The sequence below is a fragment of the Affinibrenneria salicis genome (assembly GCF_008710095.1).
Map to the genome: position 1 here is coordinate 198,737 of NZ_VYKJ01000008.1, position 20,319 is coordinate 219,055.

Annotated in this window: 18 protein-coding genes and 1 pseudogene; 8 read left to right on the forward strand and 11 right to left on the reverse strand. The window is 58.4% G+C overall.

Annotation, left to right across the window (positions count from 1 at the left end; all coding sequences use genetic code 11):
• Positions 1-117: 117 nt before the first annotated feature.
• Positions 118-582: a tRNA (cytidine(34)-2'-O)-methyltransferase gene (locus FJU30_RS16360; protein ID WP_150436047.1), complete on the forward strand. Its 465-nt coding sequence runs from the start codon at positions 118-120 to the stop codon at positions 580-582.
• Here FJU30_RS16360 and FJU30_RS16365 read toward each other — a convergent pair.
• The 4 genes from FJU30_RS16365 to cpxR are packed head-to-tail and all read right to left on the reverse strand — an operon-like array spanning position 579 to position 5,633.
• The gene (locus FJU30_RS16365) at positions 579-1,406 is read right to left on the reverse strand and encodes a DUF3142 domain-containing protein (RefSeq protein WP_150436048.1); all 828 of its coding nucleotides are present in this window, start codon (positions 1,404-1,406) and stop codon (positions 579-581) included. The two genes, FJU30_RS16360 and FJU30_RS16365, sit on opposite strands and share 4 nt — an antisense overlap.
• Positions 1,376-3,538: a hypothetical protein gene (locus tag FJU30_RS16370; RefSeq protein ID WP_150436049.1), complete on the reverse strand. Its 2,163-nt coding sequence runs from the start codon at positions 3,536-3,538 to the stop codon at positions 1,376-1,378. The genes FJU30_RS16365 and FJU30_RS16370 overlap by 31 nt, the downstream gene beginning before the upstream one ends.
• A 29-nt stretch (positions 3,539-3,567) precedes the next feature.
• On the reverse strand, positions 3,568-4,938 hold the full coding sequence (cpxA, locus tag FJU30_RS16375; RefSeq protein WP_150436050.1) for an envelope stress sensor histidine kinase CpxA: 1,371 nt from the start codon (positions 4,936-4,938) through the stop codon (positions 3,568-3,570).
• On the reverse strand, positions 4,935-5,633 hold the full coding sequence (gene cpxR, locus FJU30_RS16380; RefSeq protein ID WP_150436051.1) for an envelope stress response regulator transcription factor CpxR: 699 nt from the start codon (positions 5,631-5,633) through the stop codon (positions 4,935-4,937). Before cpxR ends, cpxA begins: the two co-directional genes overlap by 4 nt.
• A gap of 153 nt (positions 5,634-5,786) precedes the next feature.
• Here cpxR and cpxP point away from each other — a divergent pair, with 153 nt between their 5' ends.
• Complete coding sequence (cpxP, locus tag FJU30_RS16385; protein ID WP_150436052.1) at positions 5,787-6,272, forward strand: cell-envelope stress modulator CpxP; 486 nt, start codon at positions 5,787-5,789, stop codon at positions 6,270-6,272.
• 222 nt (positions 6,273-6,494) lie between these two features.
• On the opposite strand, the pseudogene FJU30_RS27250 reads toward cpxP, so the two are convergent.
• Positions 6,495-6,712, reverse strand: a pseudogene (locus tag FJU30_RS27250) (tyrosine-type recombinase/integrase); the annotation flags it as partial.
• 418 nt (positions 6,713-7,130) lie between these two features.
• Between FJU30_RS27250 and FJU30_RS16400 the strand changes: the two are divergent.
• Positions 7,131-7,832: a GNAT family N-acetyltransferase gene (locus tag FJU30_RS16400; RefSeq protein ID WP_150436053.1), complete on the forward strand. Its 702-nt coding sequence runs from the start codon at positions 7,131-7,133 to the stop codon at positions 7,830-7,832.
• Positions 7,833-7,955: 123 nt separating this feature from the next.
• Here FJU30_RS16400 and agp read toward each other — a convergent pair whose 3' ends face one another.
• The gene (gene agp / locus FJU30_RS16405) at positions 7,956-9,218 is read right to left on the reverse strand and encodes a bifunctional glucose-1-phosphatase/inositol phosphatase (protein WP_150436054.1); all 1,263 of its coding nucleotides are present in this window, start codon (positions 9,216-9,218) and stop codon (positions 7,956-7,958) included.
• A gap of 177 nt (positions 9,219-9,395) precedes the next feature.
• On the opposite strand from agp, the gene fieF reads away from it, so the two are divergent.
• The 4 genes from fieF to aguA all read left to right on the forward strand — a co-directional run bounded on the left by fieF (position 9,396) and on the right by aguA (position 13,885).
• Positions 9,396-10,298 (forward strand): CDF family cation-efflux transporter FieF, encoded by a 903-nt coding sequence (gene fieF / locus FJU30_RS16410; protein ID WP_150436055.1) that lies wholly within the window; start codon positions 9,396-9,398, stop codon positions 10,296-10,298.
• 205 nt (positions 10,299-10,503) lie between these two features.
• A complete protein-coding gene (gene pfkA, locus FJU30_RS16415; protein WP_150436056.1) occupies positions 10,504-11,466 on the forward strand; it encodes a 6-phosphofructokinase in 963 nt (320 codons plus the stop codon).
• A 442-nt stretch (positions 11,467-11,908) separates the two neighbouring features.
• Positions 11,909-12,793 (forward strand): N-carbamoylputrescine amidase, encoded by an 885-nt coding sequence (aguB, locus tag FJU30_RS16420; RefSeq protein WP_150436057.1) that lies wholly within the window; start codon positions 11,909-11,911, stop codon positions 12,791-12,793.
• A 3-nt stretch (positions 12,794-12,796) separates the two neighbouring features.
• Positions 12,797-13,885, forward strand: coding sequence for an agmatine deiminase (gene aguA, locus FJU30_RS16425; protein ID WP_150436058.1), 1,089 nt, complete (start codon positions 12,797-12,799; stop codon positions 13,883-13,885).
• Between the two features lie 252 nt (positions 13,886-14,137).
• On the opposite strand, the gene tpiA is transcribed toward aguA, so the two are convergent.
• Both tpiA and FJU30_RS16435 read right to left on the reverse strand, forming a co-directional pair.
• On the reverse strand, positions 14,138-14,905 hold the full coding sequence (gene tpiA, locus FJU30_RS16430) for a triose-phosphate isomerase (protein WP_150436059.1): 768 nt from the start codon (positions 14,903-14,905) through the stop codon (positions 14,138-14,140).
• Positions 14,906-15,048: 143 nt separating this feature from the next.
• The gene (locus FJU30_RS16435) at positions 15,049-15,639 is read right to left on the reverse strand and encodes a DUF1454 family protein (RefSeq protein ID WP_150436060.1); all 591 of its coding nucleotides are present in this window, start codon (positions 15,637-15,639) and stop codon (positions 15,049-15,051) included.
• Positions 15,640-15,924: 285 nt separating this feature from the next.
• On the opposite strand from FJU30_RS16435, the gene FJU30_RS16440 reads away from it, so the two are divergent.
• Positions 15,925-16,347 (forward strand): DUF805 domain-containing protein, encoded by a 423-nt coding sequence (locus tag FJU30_RS16440; protein ID WP_150436061.1) that lies wholly within the window; start codon positions 15,925-15,927, stop codon positions 16,345-16,347.
• A 12-nt stretch (positions 16,348-16,359) separates the two neighbouring features.
• Here FJU30_RS16440 and fpr read toward each other — a convergent pair whose 3' ends face one another.
• The 3 genes from fpr to FJU30_RS16455 all read right to left on the reverse strand — a co-directional run bounded on the left by fpr (position 16,360) and on the right by FJU30_RS16455 (position 19,665).
• Positions 16,360-17,106, reverse strand: a complete 747-nt coding sequence (gene fpr, locus FJU30_RS16445; RefSeq protein ID WP_150436062.1) for a ferredoxin--NADP(+) reductase — start codon at positions 17,104-17,106, stop codon at positions 16,360-16,362.
• Between the two features lie 92 nt (positions 17,107-17,198).
• Positions 17,199-18,209 carry a class II fructose-bisphosphatase gene (gene glpX, locus FJU30_RS16450; protein ID WP_150436063.1) on the reverse strand — a complete coding sequence of 337 codons (1,011 nt, stop codon included), beginning with the start codon at positions 18,207-18,209 and terminating at the stop codon, positions 17,199-17,201.
• Positions 18,210-18,369: 160 nt separating this feature from the next.
• Positions 18,370-19,665, reverse strand: a complete 1,296-nt coding sequence (locus FJU30_RS16455; RefSeq protein WP_150436064.1) for an MFS transporter — start codon at positions 19,663-19,665, stop codon at positions 18,370-18,372.
• Positions 19,666-20,319: the final 654 nt, after the last annotated feature.

A 20,319-nucleotide genomic window follows, 5' to 3' on the forward strand; every position in this document is an offset into this window, starting at 1 on the left:
TTTAGGCGCTGCGGCGTAAAACATCCCGCGTTCGCCGCACAGTATGCTCATCTTTTAGAGCGGTGCGGCGTAATGTTATATACTGGCGGCAATATATTAGTCTGCCGAAGTAATACTATGTTCCATATCGCGCTTTATGAGCCGCAGATCGCCCCCAATACCGGTAATATCATTCGCCTCGCCGCCAATAATGGCTGCGCGCTCCATCTGATCGAACCGCTGGGTTTTGATTTCGCCGAGAAGAAACTGCGGCGCGCCGGGCTGGATTATCACGATCTGGCCAGCGTCAGCCGGCACAAAAATTATCAGGAATTCCTGCAGGCCGTCGCCGGGCAGCGCATTTTCGCCTGCACCACCAAAGGCAGCCGGCCATATGACCAGCCGGTCTACCAGCCGGGCGACGTGCTGCTGTTCGGTTCCGAAACCGCCGGGCTGCCGGATGCGATCCGCTACGGGTTTGCGGCGGATTTCCGCATCCGCATTCCAATGGAGCCGCAGTGCCGCAGCCTGAACCTGTCGAACGCAGTGGCGATTATCAGCTATGAAGCGTGGCGCCAGAACGGCTTTGGCGGCCGCCGTTAGCGATGCCCGGCGGCCGGAGCCATAGCGCCGGCCGCTTGCGCGCCGTTCGACGCCGCCTGCTCGCGCCTGCCCGGCGCCGCGGCGTTGAGCAGAAAGACCACCTCGCCCCGATACCAGGGAGAGGCGCTCAGGCGTTGCTGCCATCGCCTATCCCAGCGCCCGTTCTGCACCAGTCCGATGCGGAACGGCACGGTGAGTTTCAGCAGCGCCGGCAGGTATTCATCATAGCGAGTGATGGTGCTGCGGCCCTGATAAGTCTGGATTACCAGTTCGTCCACCACGTTGTTCAGACGATTAAGCTGGGCGACATCGCCCGTTTTGGCCCAGTCGAGCAGTCCGGTAATGCTGAGTTTACAGTCGGCGGGCAGGCGCCGGCGCAACTGTTGCAAAAAGGCGACATAGCGCGCCAGACCATAGCTTCTGGCGTCAAAATCGATCTGGATGCCCTCTACGTGATTGCCGTGCCGGATCCAGCTGCGCCGCTGGCTCAGCAGGCGGTTGAGCTGACGGTCGGAAAATTCCAGCGTGGTTATGCGGTAAGACAGCCAGACGTTTGCCACGCGCAGCCGGCTGGCGGGCAGCCCCTGGCGCAGAAAAACGCCCTTGCCCTGGCGGCGGGCAATCTCCCCCTGATGCAGGTACAGCGTGCTTGCCTGGTGCAACACGGGCTGCGGCCTTACCGCCGCCCACAGCCAGTAAGCCCGGTAGTGGGCCGCTTCCACCCGCGTCGTCGGTTCGCTGGCGCCGAGTGGCAGATTGATCGCCAGCAGCGCGCCCGCCAGCAGGGCGCGGATCACCAGTAATACCTGAGCTGGTCGGCCCACTGGCTGCCTTTAAATTCGCGTTTCAACTGAGTAAACCAGGCGCGGCGCGTGGCCTTGTCGATCGTCTGCGAGCCGCAGCCGTTATAACCGCTCGGGGCATAGCAGTAAATCGCGCGGTACAGCGCATAACTTTTATCCTCCGGCGGCGCTTTGGCGTCGGCGATAACCTGCATATAGTCATCCAGCCGATTGCGGAGCTGGCCGGCGAACGATTGAGGCGCCTGAGTCAGACCCTGCAGAGCATTATCTTCCCCCCAGTCGAATCCCACCTGATTATCGGTGCGCAGGTAGAATTCGCCGAGACAATTCAGCGCTCTGGCGTCGCCGGGACGCTGGCTCAGGGCGGTGACCACCGCGGTCAACGCCGGGCACTGATAGCCCTCTTCGGTATCGCCGCCGTCCCAGTCGAAATCCTGCAGATTTTCCATATTCCAACTGGCGTTTTCCGTGTTGATCAGCGGCGGAATGCGCGTGCGCCAGGCGCTATCCCGCAGCCAGCCGCGGTAGTCGCCGTGACTCAGATCTTTGCTTAACAGAGTGTGCAGGGCGATCGCCTGTTCTTCTTGTGACGGCGCCTGTTCCACCTGTTGGCGCAGCAATTGGGCGTCGGCGCTGGTTTTGAGCACGGCCGAGCGGAAGCGTAAATTGGTTATCGGGCTGTCGGCGGCGAAGACCCGTTCCGGCCGGCCGCCGCTGACCAGCGTTTCAGCCAGCGCCAGCTGCAGGTACTGCTGCTGGGTATAGTTCACCTTACGGGTCAGCAGATGGCGCCAGTGCGTTTCCGCGTCCTGCCAGCGCTTCAGGTTGTGCAGCGCTTTGCCGCGCAGCACCTGCAGACTAAACGCGGTGCTGGCGGTCAGGTCGGCGGGCGCGCTGGCCGGCGTCAGCGTCAGCACCGCCTCGTTGTCGCCGCGGCGGAAAAATTGCCACGCGGCCAGCAGATAACGCGCCTCCTGCGCCATTCCCGCCTGTTCGAACAGCGGCTGCTGCGCGCTCAGTTCGGCATCGGTCAGCGGCGGCAGGTTGTTCCAGCTGCGTTCGCTGCGCAGGCGTTTTAAATCCTGAATCAACATCAGCGCCGGATTATCGGCGTCCAGCGTGAACTGACTATTCTCCAGCAGCTTATTATCGATTTCATCGCTGAGCGATTGCAGCGTGTCGATATCGTCGCTTTGCGCCAGCGTCCGGCTATAGATGCCGGCCAGCGCGGGTATATCGCCGGCGATCCAGTAAGCGCGTCGATACAGCCCCTGCGCCGAACTGGCGTAGCGGCCCTGCGGATAGCGCTGCAGATATTCATCGATGCGGGCGATAGCCCGCTGCGCGGCCTGTTTGTCCGCTTTGCCCGGATCGAACATGTTGTATTCATCCAGCGCGTTCTGCATCGCCTGACCGATGGCGACCCGGATCAACATATAGCGCGCGGTTTCCGCCACCCATGGCTGAGAAGCCTGACTCAGCGCCTGAAACCCCTGCTCGGCCTGTGCGAACGCGCTCTCATAAAAAGCGACGGCATTGAGCAGATAGCGTTTGAATTCGCCGGCGTGGCCGTCATCCGGCACGGCATCCAACATCGCGTCGTTCAGGTCGCCGAACTCGTCATCCGGCAGCATGGCGATACGGTACAGCGCCAGAGTGCTGCGCTGCCGGCCGTTTAGCTGCGCGTCCTGACCCAGAACGTGGAGAAAGTCGGTCGCGGTGGCCGGCGTGTTGGAGACTTCGCGCCCCTCGCCTTCGTTGGCGTCCGCGGCCGCTATTTTGGCGAGCCATTGCTGACTCAGACCCAGCGCCTGCGCCGCGTTGGCCAGCGCGGCGTTGTCGGATTGTTCGGACTCGGCATCCGGCGTCGGTTCAACCGTGGCCGCCAGCCCCATGACCCGCCATGCGGTAAAAGGATCGATGCGGGTCCGGGCTTGATCCGGCAGCGGCTGCGGAACGGGCAGCGGGATGCCGTTCCGGCCGGCCTGCAGTAATATCAGATTGGTGCGGGTATCGTTATCGGGGGCGAGCCAGGGCTGGGCCGACATGCCGCATTCGGTATCGGAGAAGCCGCAGAGATCGTCCGCGGAGGCGAACGCCTGCCCGCTGAGTAAAAGCGTCAGGCAGCCCGCCAGAGCCGTTGTTCCTTTCATTCGTCGGTTTCCTGTAAACGCAAAATAGATCAGCGTTGATGTAATGGTAACCAGATTGTCAGGCGCAGGCCACCCAAAGGGCTGTCGTCGGCTTTTACCCAGCCGCGATGTTGAGTGATGGCGGTTTCCACGATGGCCAGTCCGAGCCCGGTTCCGCCCGATTCGCGATCGCGCGCTTCATCGGTGCGATAGAACGGCCGGAAAATCTGCTCGCGGTCTTCGGCGCTGACGCCCGGGCCGTCATCATCAACGGTGATCGTCACGCCCTGGCTGTCGGTAGTAAACGCCACCGAGATAGTGTGATTGGAGTAGCGTAGTGCGTTGCGCACCACGTTCTCCAGCGCGCTGTCCAGCGCCGCCGGATTGCCCAGAATGGTCCAGGGGCCGGGCGGCGAGGTCACGTGCAGCACTTTACCCATCTGCTCGGCCTCAAAGCCGGCGTCGTCCAGCACATCGGACCATAGCTCGTCCGCTTTGAGCGGTTCGCGAAACAGTTCGTTTTTATGCTGAGTGCGCGACAGCACCAGCAAGTCATTGATCATGCTGTCCAGTCGCTGGGTTTCCGTCTCAATGCGCGCCAGTTCATGGCCTTCGCCCTGACGGCGGCGCAGCAGCGCGGTGGCCAGTTGCAAACGGGTAAGCGGAGTGCGCAGCTCATGGGAGATATCGGACAGCAAACGCTGCTGGGCCGTCACCATGCGTTCCAGCGCGCTGACCATCTGGTTGAAGCTGGCGCCGGTGGCGAGGAACTCCTGCGGTCCGGATTCCAGTTCGGGGTGCTGGCGCAGGTTGCCGCGCGCCACATCGTCGGCGGCGTTTTTCAGTTTCCGCGCCGGTTTCGCCAGACTCCAGGCCAGCCACAATAACAGCGGCGCGCTGATCAGCATGGTGACGATCAGCAACAGCAAGGGGCGGTCAAACAGCAGGTTGATGAAATCGGACTGCGGACTGTTGGCCGGCCGAATCAGATATAACTGGTAGTGGTCTTCGCCGTCGCGTACGGAAAACGGACCGAGCATTTCGACCCGGCCATATTTTTTCTTTTGCGGATGGTCGGCGTTATCCGACTGGCCGATAAAGTTGCGCACTATCTGCATTTCGTTGGGCTGTGCGCCCAACACCCGCCCTTCGCTGGTGACCAGCAGCAGACGTTGCCCCGGCGGCGCCCATTTTTCAATCACGTGAAACAGGCGGCGCCACCAGAGCAGGTCGTTGGGCGGATCGTTGGCCAGTTCGATCTCAATATGCTTTTCCAGCATCGTCCCCTGGCGCTGTTCGCTGTCGAGCAGCGAGGTCAGCTTGCGCGAATCCAGCTTAGGCACCATAAGCACCAGCATGAGCACCAGCGCCAGCGTGAACCAGAAAATGGCGAAAATACGCGCGGTAAGACTGTTAATCATGCGGCCGATACCATCAGGTAGCCCCGTCCGCGCAGCGTTTTAAACCACGGCAGGCCGTCTTTACGCTCCGGCAGCTTGCGGCGCAGATTGGAGATATGCATATCAATCGCGCGATCGAAAGGCGTCAGGCGTTTGCCCAGCACCTCCTGACTCAGATGCTCGCGGGAAACCACCTGGCCGAGGCGCTGCGCCAGCAGGTAGAGCAGCGTGAATTCCGTGCCGGTCAGATCCAGCACGACGTCATCGAAGCTGGCCTCCTGGCGGCCGGAGTTGAGGCGCAGACCGTCCACCTCCAGCGTCGGCGCGCTGGCTTCGCCCTGCTGCTGTTGTTCCGTCCAGTTTGAACGGCGCAGGATCGCCCGGATACGGGCCACCAGCTCGCGGTCGTTAAACGGTTTAGGCAGATAATCGTCCGCGCCCAGCTCCAGCCCCAGCACGCGATCCAGTTCGCTGCCGCGCGCCGTGAGCATGATGACCGGCGTCTGGTACTGCTGGCGAACTTCTTTCAGCGTATCGATACCGTTTTTCCTTGGCATCATGATATCCAGCAAGAGCAAATCAATAGAGTCATCCAGCGCGCTTAACGCCTGTTCGCCGTCATAGGCGACAACGACGTTAAATCCTTCCATTTCGAGCAATTCCTTTAACAGCGAGGTCAGCTCTCTATCGTCATCAACCAACAGGATTTTGTTCATGTTTTATCTACCTCCAGAGGCAAAATACGTTATAGATTGCCGCTATTCCATGACTTTACGTAGTTTTACATCCTCTGACGCATGTTTGCAGCCGTGCGATTAGACTGACTTTCATTGATTCGCTGCATGACATATCGACATGAGGTTTTTTTGATGCGACAGGTCTCCGCGCTTTCTCTGGTTTCGCTGCTGGTTTTAGGATCTTCCGCGGCGGCGAGTGAAACGGATAACGCATCAAAAGGCATCTGGTCGCACGATGAGACTGCCACAGTAACGGTCTCGGGTCACCAGGGGATGTTTGATGGCGTCAGACTGACGGAACTGCAGCGTCAGCAAATGCGAGATTTGATGCAACTGGCCCGGCAGGAACTGCCCGAACTGAATACCAATGACGTGGAGGTCATGCACCGGCTGATCATTGCGGAAAAGTTTGATGAGGCGGCCGTGCGCGCTCAGGCGGAAAAGATGGCGCAGCGTCAGGTGGTTCGTCAGGTCGAGATGGCCAAAGTGCGCAACCAGATGTACAACCTGTTGACGTCAGAGCAGAAACAAATTTTAGCCCAGAAACATCAGCAGCGTATGGAAAGCATGCGGCAGCAGATGGATCGGGTCAACCAGGCTTCCGCCCGGAAGCAGTGAAGTAAGTTGTGATAGATGCCCTGAAGTAAGTAGTAGTAGCTATACCCTTTTTCCTTGCCATAGACACCATCCCTGTCTTTAGCCCTCCATGATGGAGGGCTTTTTTTTGCCGGTTTTCGGGCTAAGCCGTTTTAAAACAATTACCTGCTAAGAAATTGCAAACAATTGCAAGCAGTCAAAAAGCGGTCAAAAACGGGCCGTTTTGGGCCAGTGTGGACACTTTCAACCGGCTATTTTTCCCCGTAACGGGTTAAGCTTAATCGCGTTTTCCAGATAGTCCGGCGCCAGGTGCGCGTAAGTCATGGTCTGCTGGGTGCTGGCCGGGCATGACCTAAAATCTGCTGTAGCGCGACCAGGCTCCCCACGTTCATCACAAAATAACTGGCGAACGTATGCCGCAAAATATGCGATGCCTGACCTTTCGGTATACCCGGCTTTATCCAACACGCGTGATAAGTACCGGAGTATGAAACGGGAACGTATCCGGGGCGGCATCGTCCGCAACGCTTATGATCGTATGAATCTATGTCATTGATGGCCGTTGCCAGATCGGTTTGTCCCGCCCGCGCACGCCATGGAAAAAGCGTCAGTCACGTTTTGCCAGCGCGTAGTGAGTGCGGGACGATGTTCCACGAAAACGAAAATATAAACAATCGATTGCGGTTGTTGCAGGCAGCCGACAACAAATGTCGGCTTCCCGCTCGCCGGCGCGGGGTCACTCAGCCGGCAGTCAGGGCGCTGTGCGGCTAATCGCGGTGTTAGCGGTGGCCCATGTTCTTGTGCATTGTGGCGCTAACAGCGCATGCCGCGATAACGATAAAGTCGTTGCTGCACATCCTCTACTTATGGGTATCTGTTATGTCAGTGAAAATGAATGCATTTCAACAGCCTGTCGGCGCCGCAATGCCTGAATGGACGGCGCGTCCCCGACCCGGGCGGGTAACGCTGGAAGGGCGCTATTGCCGTCTTGAGCCGGTACAGGTCGACCGCCATGCGGCTCAGCTTTACGCGGCTTATTGTCTGGCGCCGGATGCGCGTGACTGGACCTATTTAAATGTCGGGCCGTTTGCCGATGAAAATGATTACCGGCGCTACGCCGGACAAATGGAACAATCCAACGATCCGCTGCACTTCGCCATTGTCGATCGCGCCAGTGAGCAGGCGGTGGGAACATTTTCTCTGATGCGCATCGATACGGCCAACGGCGTGATGGAGGTCGGCTATGTGGCATTTTCGCGGCGCCTGCAAAAGACCCGTATGGCGACAGAAGCGCATTATCTGTTGATGTGTCTGGCGTTCGATCAGCTTGGCTATCGGCGTTACGAGTGGAAATGCGATAGTCTCAATGCGCCTTCGCGCGCCGCCGCTTTACGGCTCGGTTTCACTTTCGAAGGCATCTTTCGTCAGGCCGTGGTTTATCGGGGGCGCACTCGCGATACCGCCTGGTTTTCGCTGCTCGATAGCGAGTGGCCGCTGATCAAAGGGGCGCTGGCGCGCTGGCTGGCGGAAGATAATTTTGATCCACAGGGTAAACAGAAAAAAGCGCTGAGTGAGGTTTGAATCGCGCCGGATAATGGAGGACCGGTTTTTTAAATTGCGCCGGTCTGCGCGTTAATGCCGGTTATCGTCGCGGTCGAGTATCCGGGCCCGCCGTGATGACGGGCCTTATGCTCCGGCAGTTGGTCAGGGCTGGGTCAAACCGCGCATAATCTGTTCGAAATCGCTGAACGGGCAAAATCCCTGCGCATCGACCGGGCAACCTTTCAGTTCAAGCGTCACCCGCTGCGGCGGGTTGGCGCGGCTGAGCGGGGCAAGCGTTCGAATTTGATCGGTGGATTGATAAACGTATTCCACTTTAAGCCGCTGCTGCCCGCTGGCCTTATCCTGCCAGCGTTCAAAAACCACCTTGCCGCCGATAGGCGTGGTCTCAAACTGATGCGGCAGCGCGTAAGGTTTGACGCCCAGCGCGGAGAACAGCGACGCCACGTTGGAGTCATGACCGACCAGCAGCGTGAATTTGGGCTGGCTGTCGCCGAATGATCCAGACAGCGTTTTGACCAGACTGGCGGCGGCCTCTTTCGCCACCACCGGCGCGCTGAACAGCACGCTGTTGTAGTACTCTTTCACTGAGATCAACTGCGCGAATTGCCGCTCGTCTTTGATGCGTCCCCAGGCGACGTCCTTCAGCGGCGCGCCTTCGTAATACTGCATAATAAAAGCGTCGGCGAGAGCGGTGCCGGTTTTGAGCGGACCGGAAACGCCTGGCTCCTGGCCGGCCGTAATTTTAACTTCAACCGGCAGCGCGTTAAGGTCGCACTGTTTGTCTTCTTTACAGGCCGGCGAATCGCTATAGCGGATAATGTCCGCCATCTGCTGGTAAATCGGTTTCAACCGGAGGTTCAACCCCCGCAGACCGTTTTCTCCGGCGGTTTGATTGATGGAATCGATCGCATGCTGCTTAAATTCCGCGCTGCCGTCGCGAATGATCGGGTTAAAGGTATCGTCCATCGTGCCCAGCTTCTCTTTGTGATGGACGGGCACAAGACAGCCGGGAAAAGCGCCCAGAGAAAAATACTGCGCGGTGGCGATCGTGCGCTGCAGGCTGTTGGCGTAGACATAGACCTCTTTTTCCGTCGGGCAGTTCCCGGCGCTCAGCAGATGGTTATCCACCAGCCACTGATTAAAGTAACGACCGAAAAAGGCCTCCATCGTACCGCCGCGGGTCGTCAGGTAGCTGGCTGGCGTATCCCACTGCGGCCAGACCTCGGGCGTCAGCTTGCCCAGCGCGCTGCCCGGGCTGGCCAGCGGCGCCCGCAGGCCGTGTCGGCTGAGAACCACGACCTGTTGCAGCGTCAGCCCATCGCCGTCGGCCAGCGCGGCGGACGTCAACGGCAGCAGTAACGGCAGCAGCGACAGACAAAAAAGTCTTTTTTTTCTTTGTGTCATCAGGATATTCCTTTGGGGTGGTAAGTTGGCCGTCAGATGATGAGACCGGGCATCGGTTGCCCTGCCGCGCGGACGCGAACTTTCCGCCGCCGACGCGCGGCCTGGTCAGTCGGGGCCGGTTTTTTGTCGGTTTTCCGTTATAATAGGCCTTTTGTCGATGCCGGATATGGAGTTTTAATGAATCCGCACTACGCGCGTCTTGTTACAACGGCCGCCGTCGCTGCGACGATAGTCGCGTCTTTGTTATTTATCATGAAGGTGTTCTCCTGGTGGTACACGGGCTCGGTAAGTCTGCTGGCCTCGCTGGTGGATTCGCTGGTCGATATCGCCGCCTCGCTGATCAACTTGCTGGTGGTGCGCTACTCTTTGCAGCCTGCCGATCAGAACCATACGTTTGGTCACGGTAAGGCCGAATCGCTGGCGGCGCTGGCGCAGAGTATGTTTATTTCCGGTTCCGCGCTGTTTTTGATGCTGACCGGTCTGCAGCATTTGCTGACGCCGCAGACGCTGAACGCGCCGGCTATCGGTATCTGGACCACCGTGATCGCGCTGTTCACCACGCTTTTCCTGGTTACATTTCAGCGCTGGGTGGTGAGAAAAACGCACAGCCAGGTGGTGCGGGCGGATATGCTGCACTACCAGTCCGATGTACTGATGAATGGCGCGATCCTGATAGCGCTGTGGTTAAGCAGCCAGGGATTTATGCGCGCCGACCCCTTGTTCGCCCTGGGGATCGGTGTTTATATTTTGTTCAGCGCGGGCCGTATGGGGTACGATGCGGTGCAACTGTTGCTGGACCGCGCGCTGCCGGCTGAAGAGCGGCAGGCGATTGTGGCGCTGGTGTCCGCCTGGCCGGGCGTGAAAGGGGCGCATCAGTTGCGCACCCGGCGTGCCGGGCCGACGCGGTTTATACAGCTGCATCTTGAAATGGATGATAATCTGGCGCTGATTGATTCCCACGCGATTGCGGATCAGGTTGAACTGGCGTTGCAGACGCGTTTTCCCGGTTCGGATATCATCATTCATCAGGATCCCTGTTCCATGGTGCCGCAGGAGCGGCGTGGTCACTGGGAGCTATAATGCGCGATCGGCGGCGGTTTCCGCCACTGATGCGCAGTGCAAGTGATATTTTTGCACTATTTAGTCTGACCTGAATCAATTCAGCTAAGGGTATTTGTTATACTATACAGATTAAAAGGTTGAGAGTGATTGCCGATAACTTTTTCGGCGGTGGCTCTTTGATAGAAAATCCTGCGAAATTACATCTACAAGTCCAGAGGGTGTCATGATCAAAAAAATCGGTGTATTGACAAGTGGCGGTGACGCGCCAGGCATGAATGCAGCAATTCGGGGCGTGGTTCGAGCCGCGTTAACCGAAGGGCTGGAAGTTTTCGGTATTTATGATGGTTATCTGGGCTTGTATGAAAACCGTATGGTTCAGCTCGACCGGGCCAGCGTTTCCGACATGATTAACCGCGGCGGTACTTTCCTTGGCTCCGCGCGTTTCCCTGAGTTCCGCGAAGAGGAAGTGCGCCAGGTCGCGATCGAAAACATGAAAAAACAGGAGCTGGACGCGCTGGTGGTTATCGGCGGCGACGGTTCCTACATGGGCGCCAAACGTCTGACTGAAATGGGTTTCCCGTGCATCGGCCTGCCGGGCACGATTGATAATGACGTGGCCGGCACCGACTATACGATCGGCTATTTCACCGCGCTGGAAACGGTGGTGGAAGCGATCGACCGCCTGCGCGACACCTCCTCTTCTCATCAGCGTATCTCCATCGTGGAAGTTATGGGCCGTAACTGCGGCGATCTGACGCTGGCCGCGGCGATTGCCGGCGGTTGCGAATTTATCGTTCTGCCGGAAGTGGAGTTCAAAAAGGAAGAGCTGGTGTACGAAATCCGCGCCGGCATCGCCAAAGGCAAGAAGCACGCTATCGTGGCGATTACCGAACATATCTGCAATGTTGGCGAACTGGCGCATTACATTGAGAAAGAAACCGGCCGCGAAACGCGCGCCACCGTACTGGGTCATATTCAGCGCGGCGGTTCGCCGGTGGCCTATGACCGTATCCTCGCTTCCCGTATGGGGGCATATGCCATTGAACTGCTGCAGCAGGGCTACGGCGGTCGCTGCGTCGGTATCCAGAACGAAAAACTGGTGCACCACGATATCATCGATGCCATCGAAAACATGAAGCGTCCGTTTAAGGGCGACTGGCTGGAAACGGCGAAACGCCTGTTCTAACCTGCGGCGTATGCCTGTTGTCGTCTGACCGCGGCGTCTTGTCTCGCGGTCTCTGCGCGCTCTGTTCAGGGGCGCGTTGTTTTTTGTCCCGCGCCTGTCGGCCGGCGCGGACGAATCCCTACGTCGCCCGCCGCTCTATTCGTTCCCGCTCATGCTTCGCCGCCTGCACGACGCCCCATAATCAACCCTCTGTGCGCCGGATCCGGCTGTCCCGGCCTTATCCGCCGCCTCTTATTCATGCGAATGGGTTCGCCATGGCTGCTGATCCTGCTAACATTTACCGGTAGGATAAACGCTGCTTCGGCCCGTTGTTATTCTACGGTGGCGTGTGCTCTGCACGCAGAAGTGATTTTGTATGCGCTGCTGATGGCATGGACCGTCTGAGCTGGTTTGAGGGACCCGATGTCCCGTTTCTGTAATGCTACTCAATCGAGGTTTTCGCATGACAAAAGTTACCGTTGCCGCTACGCAAATGGCCTGTTCCTGGGACTTGCCCGGCAATATTGAGCGAGCCGAAAAGCTGGTTCGTCAGGCGCAGCGTGAAGGGGCGCAGATCATTCTGATTCAGGAACTGTTCGCCGCGCCCTATTTCTGTATCGATCAGAGCCCGGAGCACTATGCTCTGGCGCAGGAGCTGGAAAACAGCCCGTTGATTAAACATTTCTCCGCGCTGGCGGCGGAGCTGCAGGTGGTGTTGCCGCTGAGCTTCTTCGAACGCGCCAATAACGCCTATTATAACTCGCTGGTGATGATCGATGCCGACGGTTCCGTGCTGGATGTCTATCGCAAGACGCATATTCCCAACGGACCGGCCTACCAGGAAAAACAATTTTTTATTCCGGGCGATACCGGTTTCAAAGTCTGGCAGACCCGCTACGCGAAGGTCGGCGTGGGGATTTGCTGGGATCAGTGGTTCCCGGAAACGGCGCGCAGCCTGGCGCTGCTCGGCGCGGAAGTGATTTTCTATCCGACCGCCATCGGCTCCGAGCCGGCGTATCCGGAGATCGACAGCCAGCCGCACTGGACGCGGGTGCAGCAGGGGCATGCCGCGGCTAACCTGGTGCCGGTCGTGGCGTCGAACCGCATCGGCACCGAGGCGAGTAAATATATCGACGGGCTGGAGATGACCTTCTACGGCTCCTCTTTCATCGCCGATCAGACCGGCGAACTGGTCGCGCAGGCCAACCGGACGGATGAAACCGTGCTGGTGCACGAGTTCGATCTGACCGCCATTGCCGCACAGCGCGCCTCCTGGGGACTGTTTCGCGATCGTCGTCCGGACATGTACGGCGTGCTGGCCAGTTCTGACGGCAAAACACGGAGATAAGCGATGGAACAGCAAACAACGCCGCGTCAGGACGGCTTTTCGATGCCGGCGGAATGGGCGCAGCATGAAGCGGTATGGATGCTCTGGCCCTGGCGCCGGGATAACTGGCGCGCCGGAGCTGAACCGGCTCAGCGTACCTTTGCCGCGGTCGCCGCCGCCATTGCGCGGAAAACGCCGGTGTTTATGGGCGTGCCGCGCGATCAGCTCGAACGCGCGAAACAGATAATGCCGCCGCAGGCGACGCTGGTGGAGATGGCCAGCGACGATGCCTGGATGCGGGATACCGGGCCGACCATGTTGCTTAACAACGCCGGCGAACGGCGCGGCGTGCACTGGCGCTTTAACGCCTGGGGAGGAGAACTGGGCGGTCTGTATGCGGACTGGCGTCAGGATGAGCAGGTGGCTGAGCAGGTGCTGGCCTGTCATCACAATATCGGCTATCGCGCCCCACTGATTCTGGAAGGCGGCTCGATTCATACCGACGGCGAAGGCACGCTGTTAACCACGGCGGAGTGCCTGCTTAACCCGAACCGCAACCCGCAGCTCAATCAGCAACAGATTGAACAGCGATTGCGCGATTATCTCGGCGTCTCGACTTTCATCTGGCTGCCCGAAGGGGTGTATAACGACGAAACGGACGGCCACATCGATAATATGTGCTGCTTCGTGCGCCCGGGCGAAGTGGCGCTGCACTGGACGGACGACAAAGACGATCCGCAGTATGCGCGTTCGCAGGCCGCCTGGCAGGTGCTGTCGGAGGCGCGGGATGCGCAGGGACGCCAGCTAAAAATCTGGAAACTGCCGGCGCCGGGGCCGCTTTACGCGACGCCGGAAGAAACGGCCGACGTGTGCGACGGCGAAGCGATTGAACGCTATGCCGGATCGCGTCTGGCGGGCTCTTATGTGAATTTCCTGATTAGCAATCAGCAGATCATTTTCCCGCTGCTCGATGCGCGGACCGATGACCTCGCCCGCGATCTGCTGCAGCAAATGTTCCCTGAATATCTGATTAGCGGCGTGCCGGCGCGAGAGATTCTGCTGGGCGGCGGCAATATTCACTGCATTACGCAACAAATTCCCGCGCTACAGTAATTTCATCGCTGCGGTAGCCGGTTCCGGGGCGATCGTGTCCATCCTCAGCGCTGAGTTCGCTCAGTGGCTGGGGGGAAGGCGGTGGGGGAAGAACGACGAAGGGCATTTCCCGTATGGGAAATGCCCTTCAGGCTGCCGATGGATATTCCGGCGTCCGTCATCCCCGCGCAGGCGGGGATCTACAAGGAATACGGGTTATCGGCCACTACAGGTTGTCAGCAGGCGCGATACCCGCATTTCTGACGGCTATGCTTAGCCGCGTTTAGCGGCAGCAGCGGCTTTCACGATAACGGCAAAGGCATCGGCTTTCAGTGACGCGCCGCCAACCAGGGCGCCGTCGATATCCGGCTGAGTGAACAGCTCTGCTGCGTTGCCCGCATTAACCGAACCGCCGTACTGGATGGTGACCTGAGCGGCAACGTTAGCATCCTGTTTGGCGATGTGGCCACGGATGAATTTGTGCACGGCCTGAGCCTGCGCCGGCGTAGCGGATTTGCCGGTACCGATGGCCCAGATAGGTTCATAGGCGACTACTGCGCCTTCAAAAGCTTTCGCGCCCAGCGTATTCAGTACCGCGTCCAGCTGACGAGCGCATACGGCTTCGGTCTGGCCGGCTTCGTTTTCGGCTTCGGTTTCACCGATGCACAGTACCGGAGTCAGACCCGCTTCTTTCAGTACGCCAAATTTTTTGGCGATGAATTCGTCGCTTTCTTTGTGATAGGTACGGCGTTCTGAATGGCCGATGATGATATGGGTCGCGCCGATGTCTTTCAGCATGGCGGCAGAGGTTTCACCGGTGAAGGCGCCGGACAGATTAACGTCGACGTTCTGTGCGCCCAGCGCGATACGGCTGCCGGCCAGTTCGTGTTTCGCCAGATCCAGATAGACTTCCGGCGGCGCAATGGCGATATCGCAGCCGTCGATCGCGCTGACTTCTTTGCGCAGTGCGGCAATCAGTTCGTTAACCATGTGAGTGCTGCCGTTCAGTTTCCAGTTACCCATAACTAATGGACGTCGCATGTTTTGTTTCCTCCTGCTGGAATAGCGAGTCAGTCAATATTCGACCAGTCAATATTTTTACTGTCTGCCGGACAGTATAACCTGCCCACAGTATAGAGATGAAATGTCGCCGAGGCTCGGGTTTTCGTCAATAATATGCCGGCTCAGGGTTCAGATAGCGTTAGCTTAATCGGTTCAACAGCAAAAGTTAGCCCTTTTTCGCCGTTATCTGCCACAACATAGCGAATGGCGCCGTCGGCCTGCTGGTAAAAGCGCGCGCCTTTGCCTTTTTCCAGCGTTTCGTTCACCTTTTGCTCGCTTTGTTCAACGGATAGCGCGGGCGAGAACAGACGCAGCAAGGCGGACATATAACTCACCGCCAGCGCCCGGCCGGCGTTTTTCCCCTCGATCTCGGCCTGGGGCAAAAAGGTAATCTGCATGGTTTTGATCTTGCCGGTGCCTTTTTCCAGCGCCGTCGACGCGTAGAGATATTGATTAATCTTACTGGCGGCAAAGGTCAGCGGTAAGGTGGTATTGCCGGTGTCCACCACCTGAAATTCTTCAATCGGCAACGCGGGATTGTTCAGATTAAAGCGGGTGCGGAACTGAACGATCGACAGATCGAACGTCGGCGCGCCGGCCTGCAGATAAGGCGCCACCGGCGGCTCGCGTTGATCGCCTGGCGCGGCGGGCGCGGGAGATAAGCACAAAAACGATACGGCGAGCATCGACAGGGCGACAATGTTTTTTCTCATTGAGGATCCGGGTTCCTTTGGCTAAGCGGGCGCGCCCGGAAAGCGGCGCGCCGCCGGAAATATGTTACCGCAATCATCACTCTCCGGCTGCGGCCGGCGCGTCGTCATCCTGCTGAGCGGCGAAAACCATTATTTTAGCGGATGCTGTCTGCATTATGGCGCTTATTCTAACCGATTGTGACGGCCGTTGCCCTGCGTGATCTCAGGGGAGCAGGCAAACGGGTGCGAATAAGATAGACTGTGCGCAGGCGGCAAAGATAGCGCTAAACGAAAGGGATGAGTCCGATGAGCCTGCAGCAGTGGTGCTTTTCATTTAAAGGTCGTATTGGGCGCCGGGATTTCTGGATTTGGATGGGCGTCTGGCTGGTATTGTTGATACTGATGTTTACGCTGGCCGGGCAGAACTGGCTGGATACTCAATCGGCGGCGTTCGTGATCGTATTCTCGCTCTGGCCGACGGCGGCCGTGTTGGTCAAACGGCTGCACGACCGCAATAAAGCCGGCTGGTGGGCGCTGTTGCTGGTGCTGGCGTGGTTGCTGCTGGCCGGCAACTGGCAGATGCTGGCGCCGCTCTGGCAGTGGGGTATTGGGCGTTTCGTGCCCACGCTGATTATGGTGATGATGCTGCTGGACTGCGGCATATTTACCGGCACCGCCGGCGATAACCGCTTCGGGCCGGAGGCGAAACCGGTGCGGTTCCGCCCCTGAAGCCGTACGTTGTTACCAGTAATTTTCGCTGGTGATATGGCCAGGGCGACGGCGCAGGTGCCTGGCCATCTGGCGCTGCTCTTTCAGCATCACCTGAGTATCCCGCACCATCTGCGGGTTGCCGGCCAACATAACGTGGCCGGTTTCCGAGTTTAGCGGCAGACCGACAGCCGCTTCCAGCGCCCCGCTTTCAATCAGCGCCGGAACGCGCCCGGTCAGCGAGCCGGCCGCCTCTTCCCGGCTGACCACCGTCTGGATGCGCAGCTTGTCGTGATAGCGCTGCTGTAGCTGTTGCATTAGCGGCAGGTAGCTGAGATCGCGCGCGAAGCGGGCGGCGTGCACCAGCACGATGTGCCGGAAACGCTCCAAATCTTTGCCTTCCTGCAGAATGGATAAAAACGGGCCGATGGCGGTGCCCGTCGCCAGCATCCACAGCGTGTCGCACGGCGGCACCTCTTGCAGCACAAAGAAACCGGCGGAATCCCGGGTGATCATCAATTCGTCGCCGGGGCGCAGCGCATGCAGCCGCGGACTGAGTTTCCCTTCCGGCACGGTGACCAGATAGAACTCAAGGCTCTCGTCGCTGGGGGCGTTGACATAAGAATAGGCGCGCTGAATGCGTTCGCCGTCAATTTCCAGCCCGAGCTTGGCATATTGACCGGCGGTAAAGGGGGCTATCGGCGCATGGACCCGAATACTAAACAGACTCTCTGTCCAGCTTTCCACCTGAACAATCTTACCGTTCACCCACTCAGCCATAGTTTGATGCTCCTGTCATATCATTATTACCCGGTCTGGTTGACCGGGTAATAAGATACGCTATGTTTTAACAAGTGTGAAACATAACGAACTTAAAGCAGGAAATCATGCAGCGCCTGATCTTTACGATCAAGGTAATGGGTGGAGCGAATGCGGCGGATGGTGCGTGATTTGCCGCGGATCAACAACGTTTCCGTGCTGGCGATATTGCCGTTGCGGGAAATGCCTTCCAGCAGATCGCCTTTGGTAATGCCGGTGGCGGAGAAGACCACGTTATCATTGCGGGCCATATCGTCCAGACGCAGAACCGTACCGGCCTGGATACCCATCTGCTGGCAGCGCGCCAGTTCCTGCTCGCCGATGCGTCGGTTCTCTTCAGTATCGCCCTTAACGAGATGACGCGCCAGCAGACGGCCCTGCATATCGCCGTCCAGCGCGCGGATTACCGCAGCGGAAATAACGCCTTCCGGCGCGCCGCCGATGCCATACAGCACGTCGACTTCGCTATCCGGCATGCAGGTCAGGATGGATGCGGCCACGTCGCCGTCGGGAATGGCGAAGACCTTCACGCCTAACTGCTGCATTTGCGCGATGATATCGTCGTGGCGCGGTTTGGCCAGCGTGATCACGGTCAGCTGGTTCAGCGGCTTGCCGGTCTGACGCGCGACATTGCGCAGATTGTCTTCCAGCGGCAGATTGAGGTCGATCGCGCCTTTGGCCTGCGGGCCGACGATCAGTTTTTCCATATACATGTCCGGCGCGTGCAGGAAGCTGTCTTTTTCGCCGACGGCCAGCACGGCCAACGCGTTGGCCTGGCCCATGGCGGTCATGCGCGTGCCTTCAATGGGATCGACGGCGATATCAACGGCGGCGCCGTTGCCGGTGCCGACCTGTTCGCCGATAAACAGCATGGGGGCTTCATCGATTTCGCCTTCGCCGATGACTATTTGACCGTTGATATTGACCTGATTGAGCATGATGCGCATGGCCTGAACGGCCGCATCATCCGCTGCATTTTTATTACCGCGGCCCAGCCACTTATAACCCGCCAGCGCGGCGGCTTCTGTGACGCGTGAGAACTCAATGGCTAATTCACGTTTCATGGATAACCTGTCTTTATGGAGTGGGGAGAGAATGTGTGGGCGGGAATTTTATCACAGAGCGGGGTGAGGGGCGTAAAGGTGTTTGCGCCGCCAGCGCGGGCGTGCGGCGGGTTCGCCCCGCCCAGGCCGTTGCGGCAGCCTGCGCGGGGCATGCGCTCGATTAATTCAGGCTTTTCTTGCCGGCCAGCGGCGGGACGGCGCGTGTTTCCCGCGCCGGCGCGTTAACCTTAATCATCAACACCACCGACAGCAGCAGGGCGGCGGCCATAAAGCTGTACGACAGGCTGGGGTTGCCGGTCAGCCCGTTCAGGTAGCCTACCAGCCAGGCGCCGAGGAAAGCGCCCAGCGCGCCGAAGCTGTTGATCAGACCGATCGATACACCCGCCACGTTTTTCGGCAGCAGCTCAGGGATCAGCGCAAAGAATGGACCATAAGGCGCATACATGCAGGCGGCCGCGACCACCAGCAGGGCGTAGGAAAGCCAGAAATTGTGGTTGCCGATGGTGTAAGAAGTAAAGAATGCGGCGGATGCGAGCAGCAGCAGCGGCCAGATATACAGCTTACGGTTTTGCATTTTATCCGACAGCCAGGAGACGCCCAGCATCGCCGTAATGGCGGCAAAATAAGGCAGGGCGGCCAGCCAGCCGACCGATACGATATCCATCGAGGCCGCGGATTTGATAATGGACGGCATCCACATCATGAAGCCATAGACGCCGATGCTCCAAAGCGCATGGACGCTGCACAGCATCACCACGTTGCGCGAACGCAGCGCTTCGCCGTAGTTGCGCACCGGTTTGATCGCCTGCTGTTCGCGATCCATCGCGGCCTGCAGATCGGCTTTTTCCTGCGCGCTCAGCCAGGCGACGTCGGCGGGTTTATCCCGCACCAGCACCCACCAGCACAGCGCCCAGATAACGGCCGGGATCCCTTCGATGATAAACATTTCGCGCCAGCCCCAGGCGTTAATCAGATAGCCGGAGACAATAGACATCCACAACACCGTCACCGGGTTGCCCAGAATCAGGAAGGTGTTGGCCCGCGACCGCTCTTCGCGGGTAAACCAGGTACTGATATAGATCAGCATGGACGGCATCACCGCGGCCTCCACCACGCCCAGCACGAAGCGGATCGCCATCAGCGCCGGGATATTGGTGACCATGCCGGTTGCGGCGGCGCAGATGCCCCACAAAATCAGGCTACAGAAAATCAGTTTTCTGACGCTGCGCTTGACCGCATAGATGGCGCCGGGCACCTGGAAGAAAAAATAGCCCAGAAAGAACAGCGCGCCAATTAACGAAGAGACGCCCTTAGTGATGCCTAAATCCAGCTCGATACCGGACGCCGCCGCGAAACCATAGTTGGCCCGATCAAGATAGGCCAGACTATAGGTAATGAAGATGATTGGCATCAAATACCACCAACGCTTAACCGCCAGTTTTTTCGTTGTCATCATGAATACCCGTTGAGTCATTAAATTCGTATAAGATCGTTTTATTTCGTTACCACTGGCCGCATAAATAAGTGAGAAGCGGTGGCGCCGGGTTAAATATTGCTGAGGCTTTCCGGGCAATAAATATTGCCGACCGCCATTCGTCGCGGCGGAATGATCAGCGCGTTATCGTTAATAAACTTCTGCTTGCCGGAGGGGGAAGACCTTCTGGCCGCTCGAATTATTCAGGCAATAGCTATCAATTCGCTGAATATAAGACCTGCTTTTCCCTCTCTGTTTTGTGAACAAAGTCACTGTAAATAGTGTTAAAAAAAGATGTTACTGGTAACGTGATCGGCCTGACATTCGGTGACTGACCGGCGCCGGGTTTGCCGGTTAGTGCCGTGTCGGGCGGCGTTCCGTGCATGGCGATATTTAACCGGCGGCTTTGTTTTAGACGAGTAAATTCATTCAGCTGCCGGCGGTGAAGTGCGGCGCCGATAATTTGGGCGGCAATCCTTGATCTTGTTACGTGTCGGTCGGGTAATTAACATTGGCAGAGTGGACGGCGGGTATATTTTAAATAATGCGAGTGGCAGGACGGCCAATGTATCTGCAGCCTGAAGTATGGCGGGTATATATCCTGCATACTGCAAGTTGCAGGTGCGTTGGCTTTGT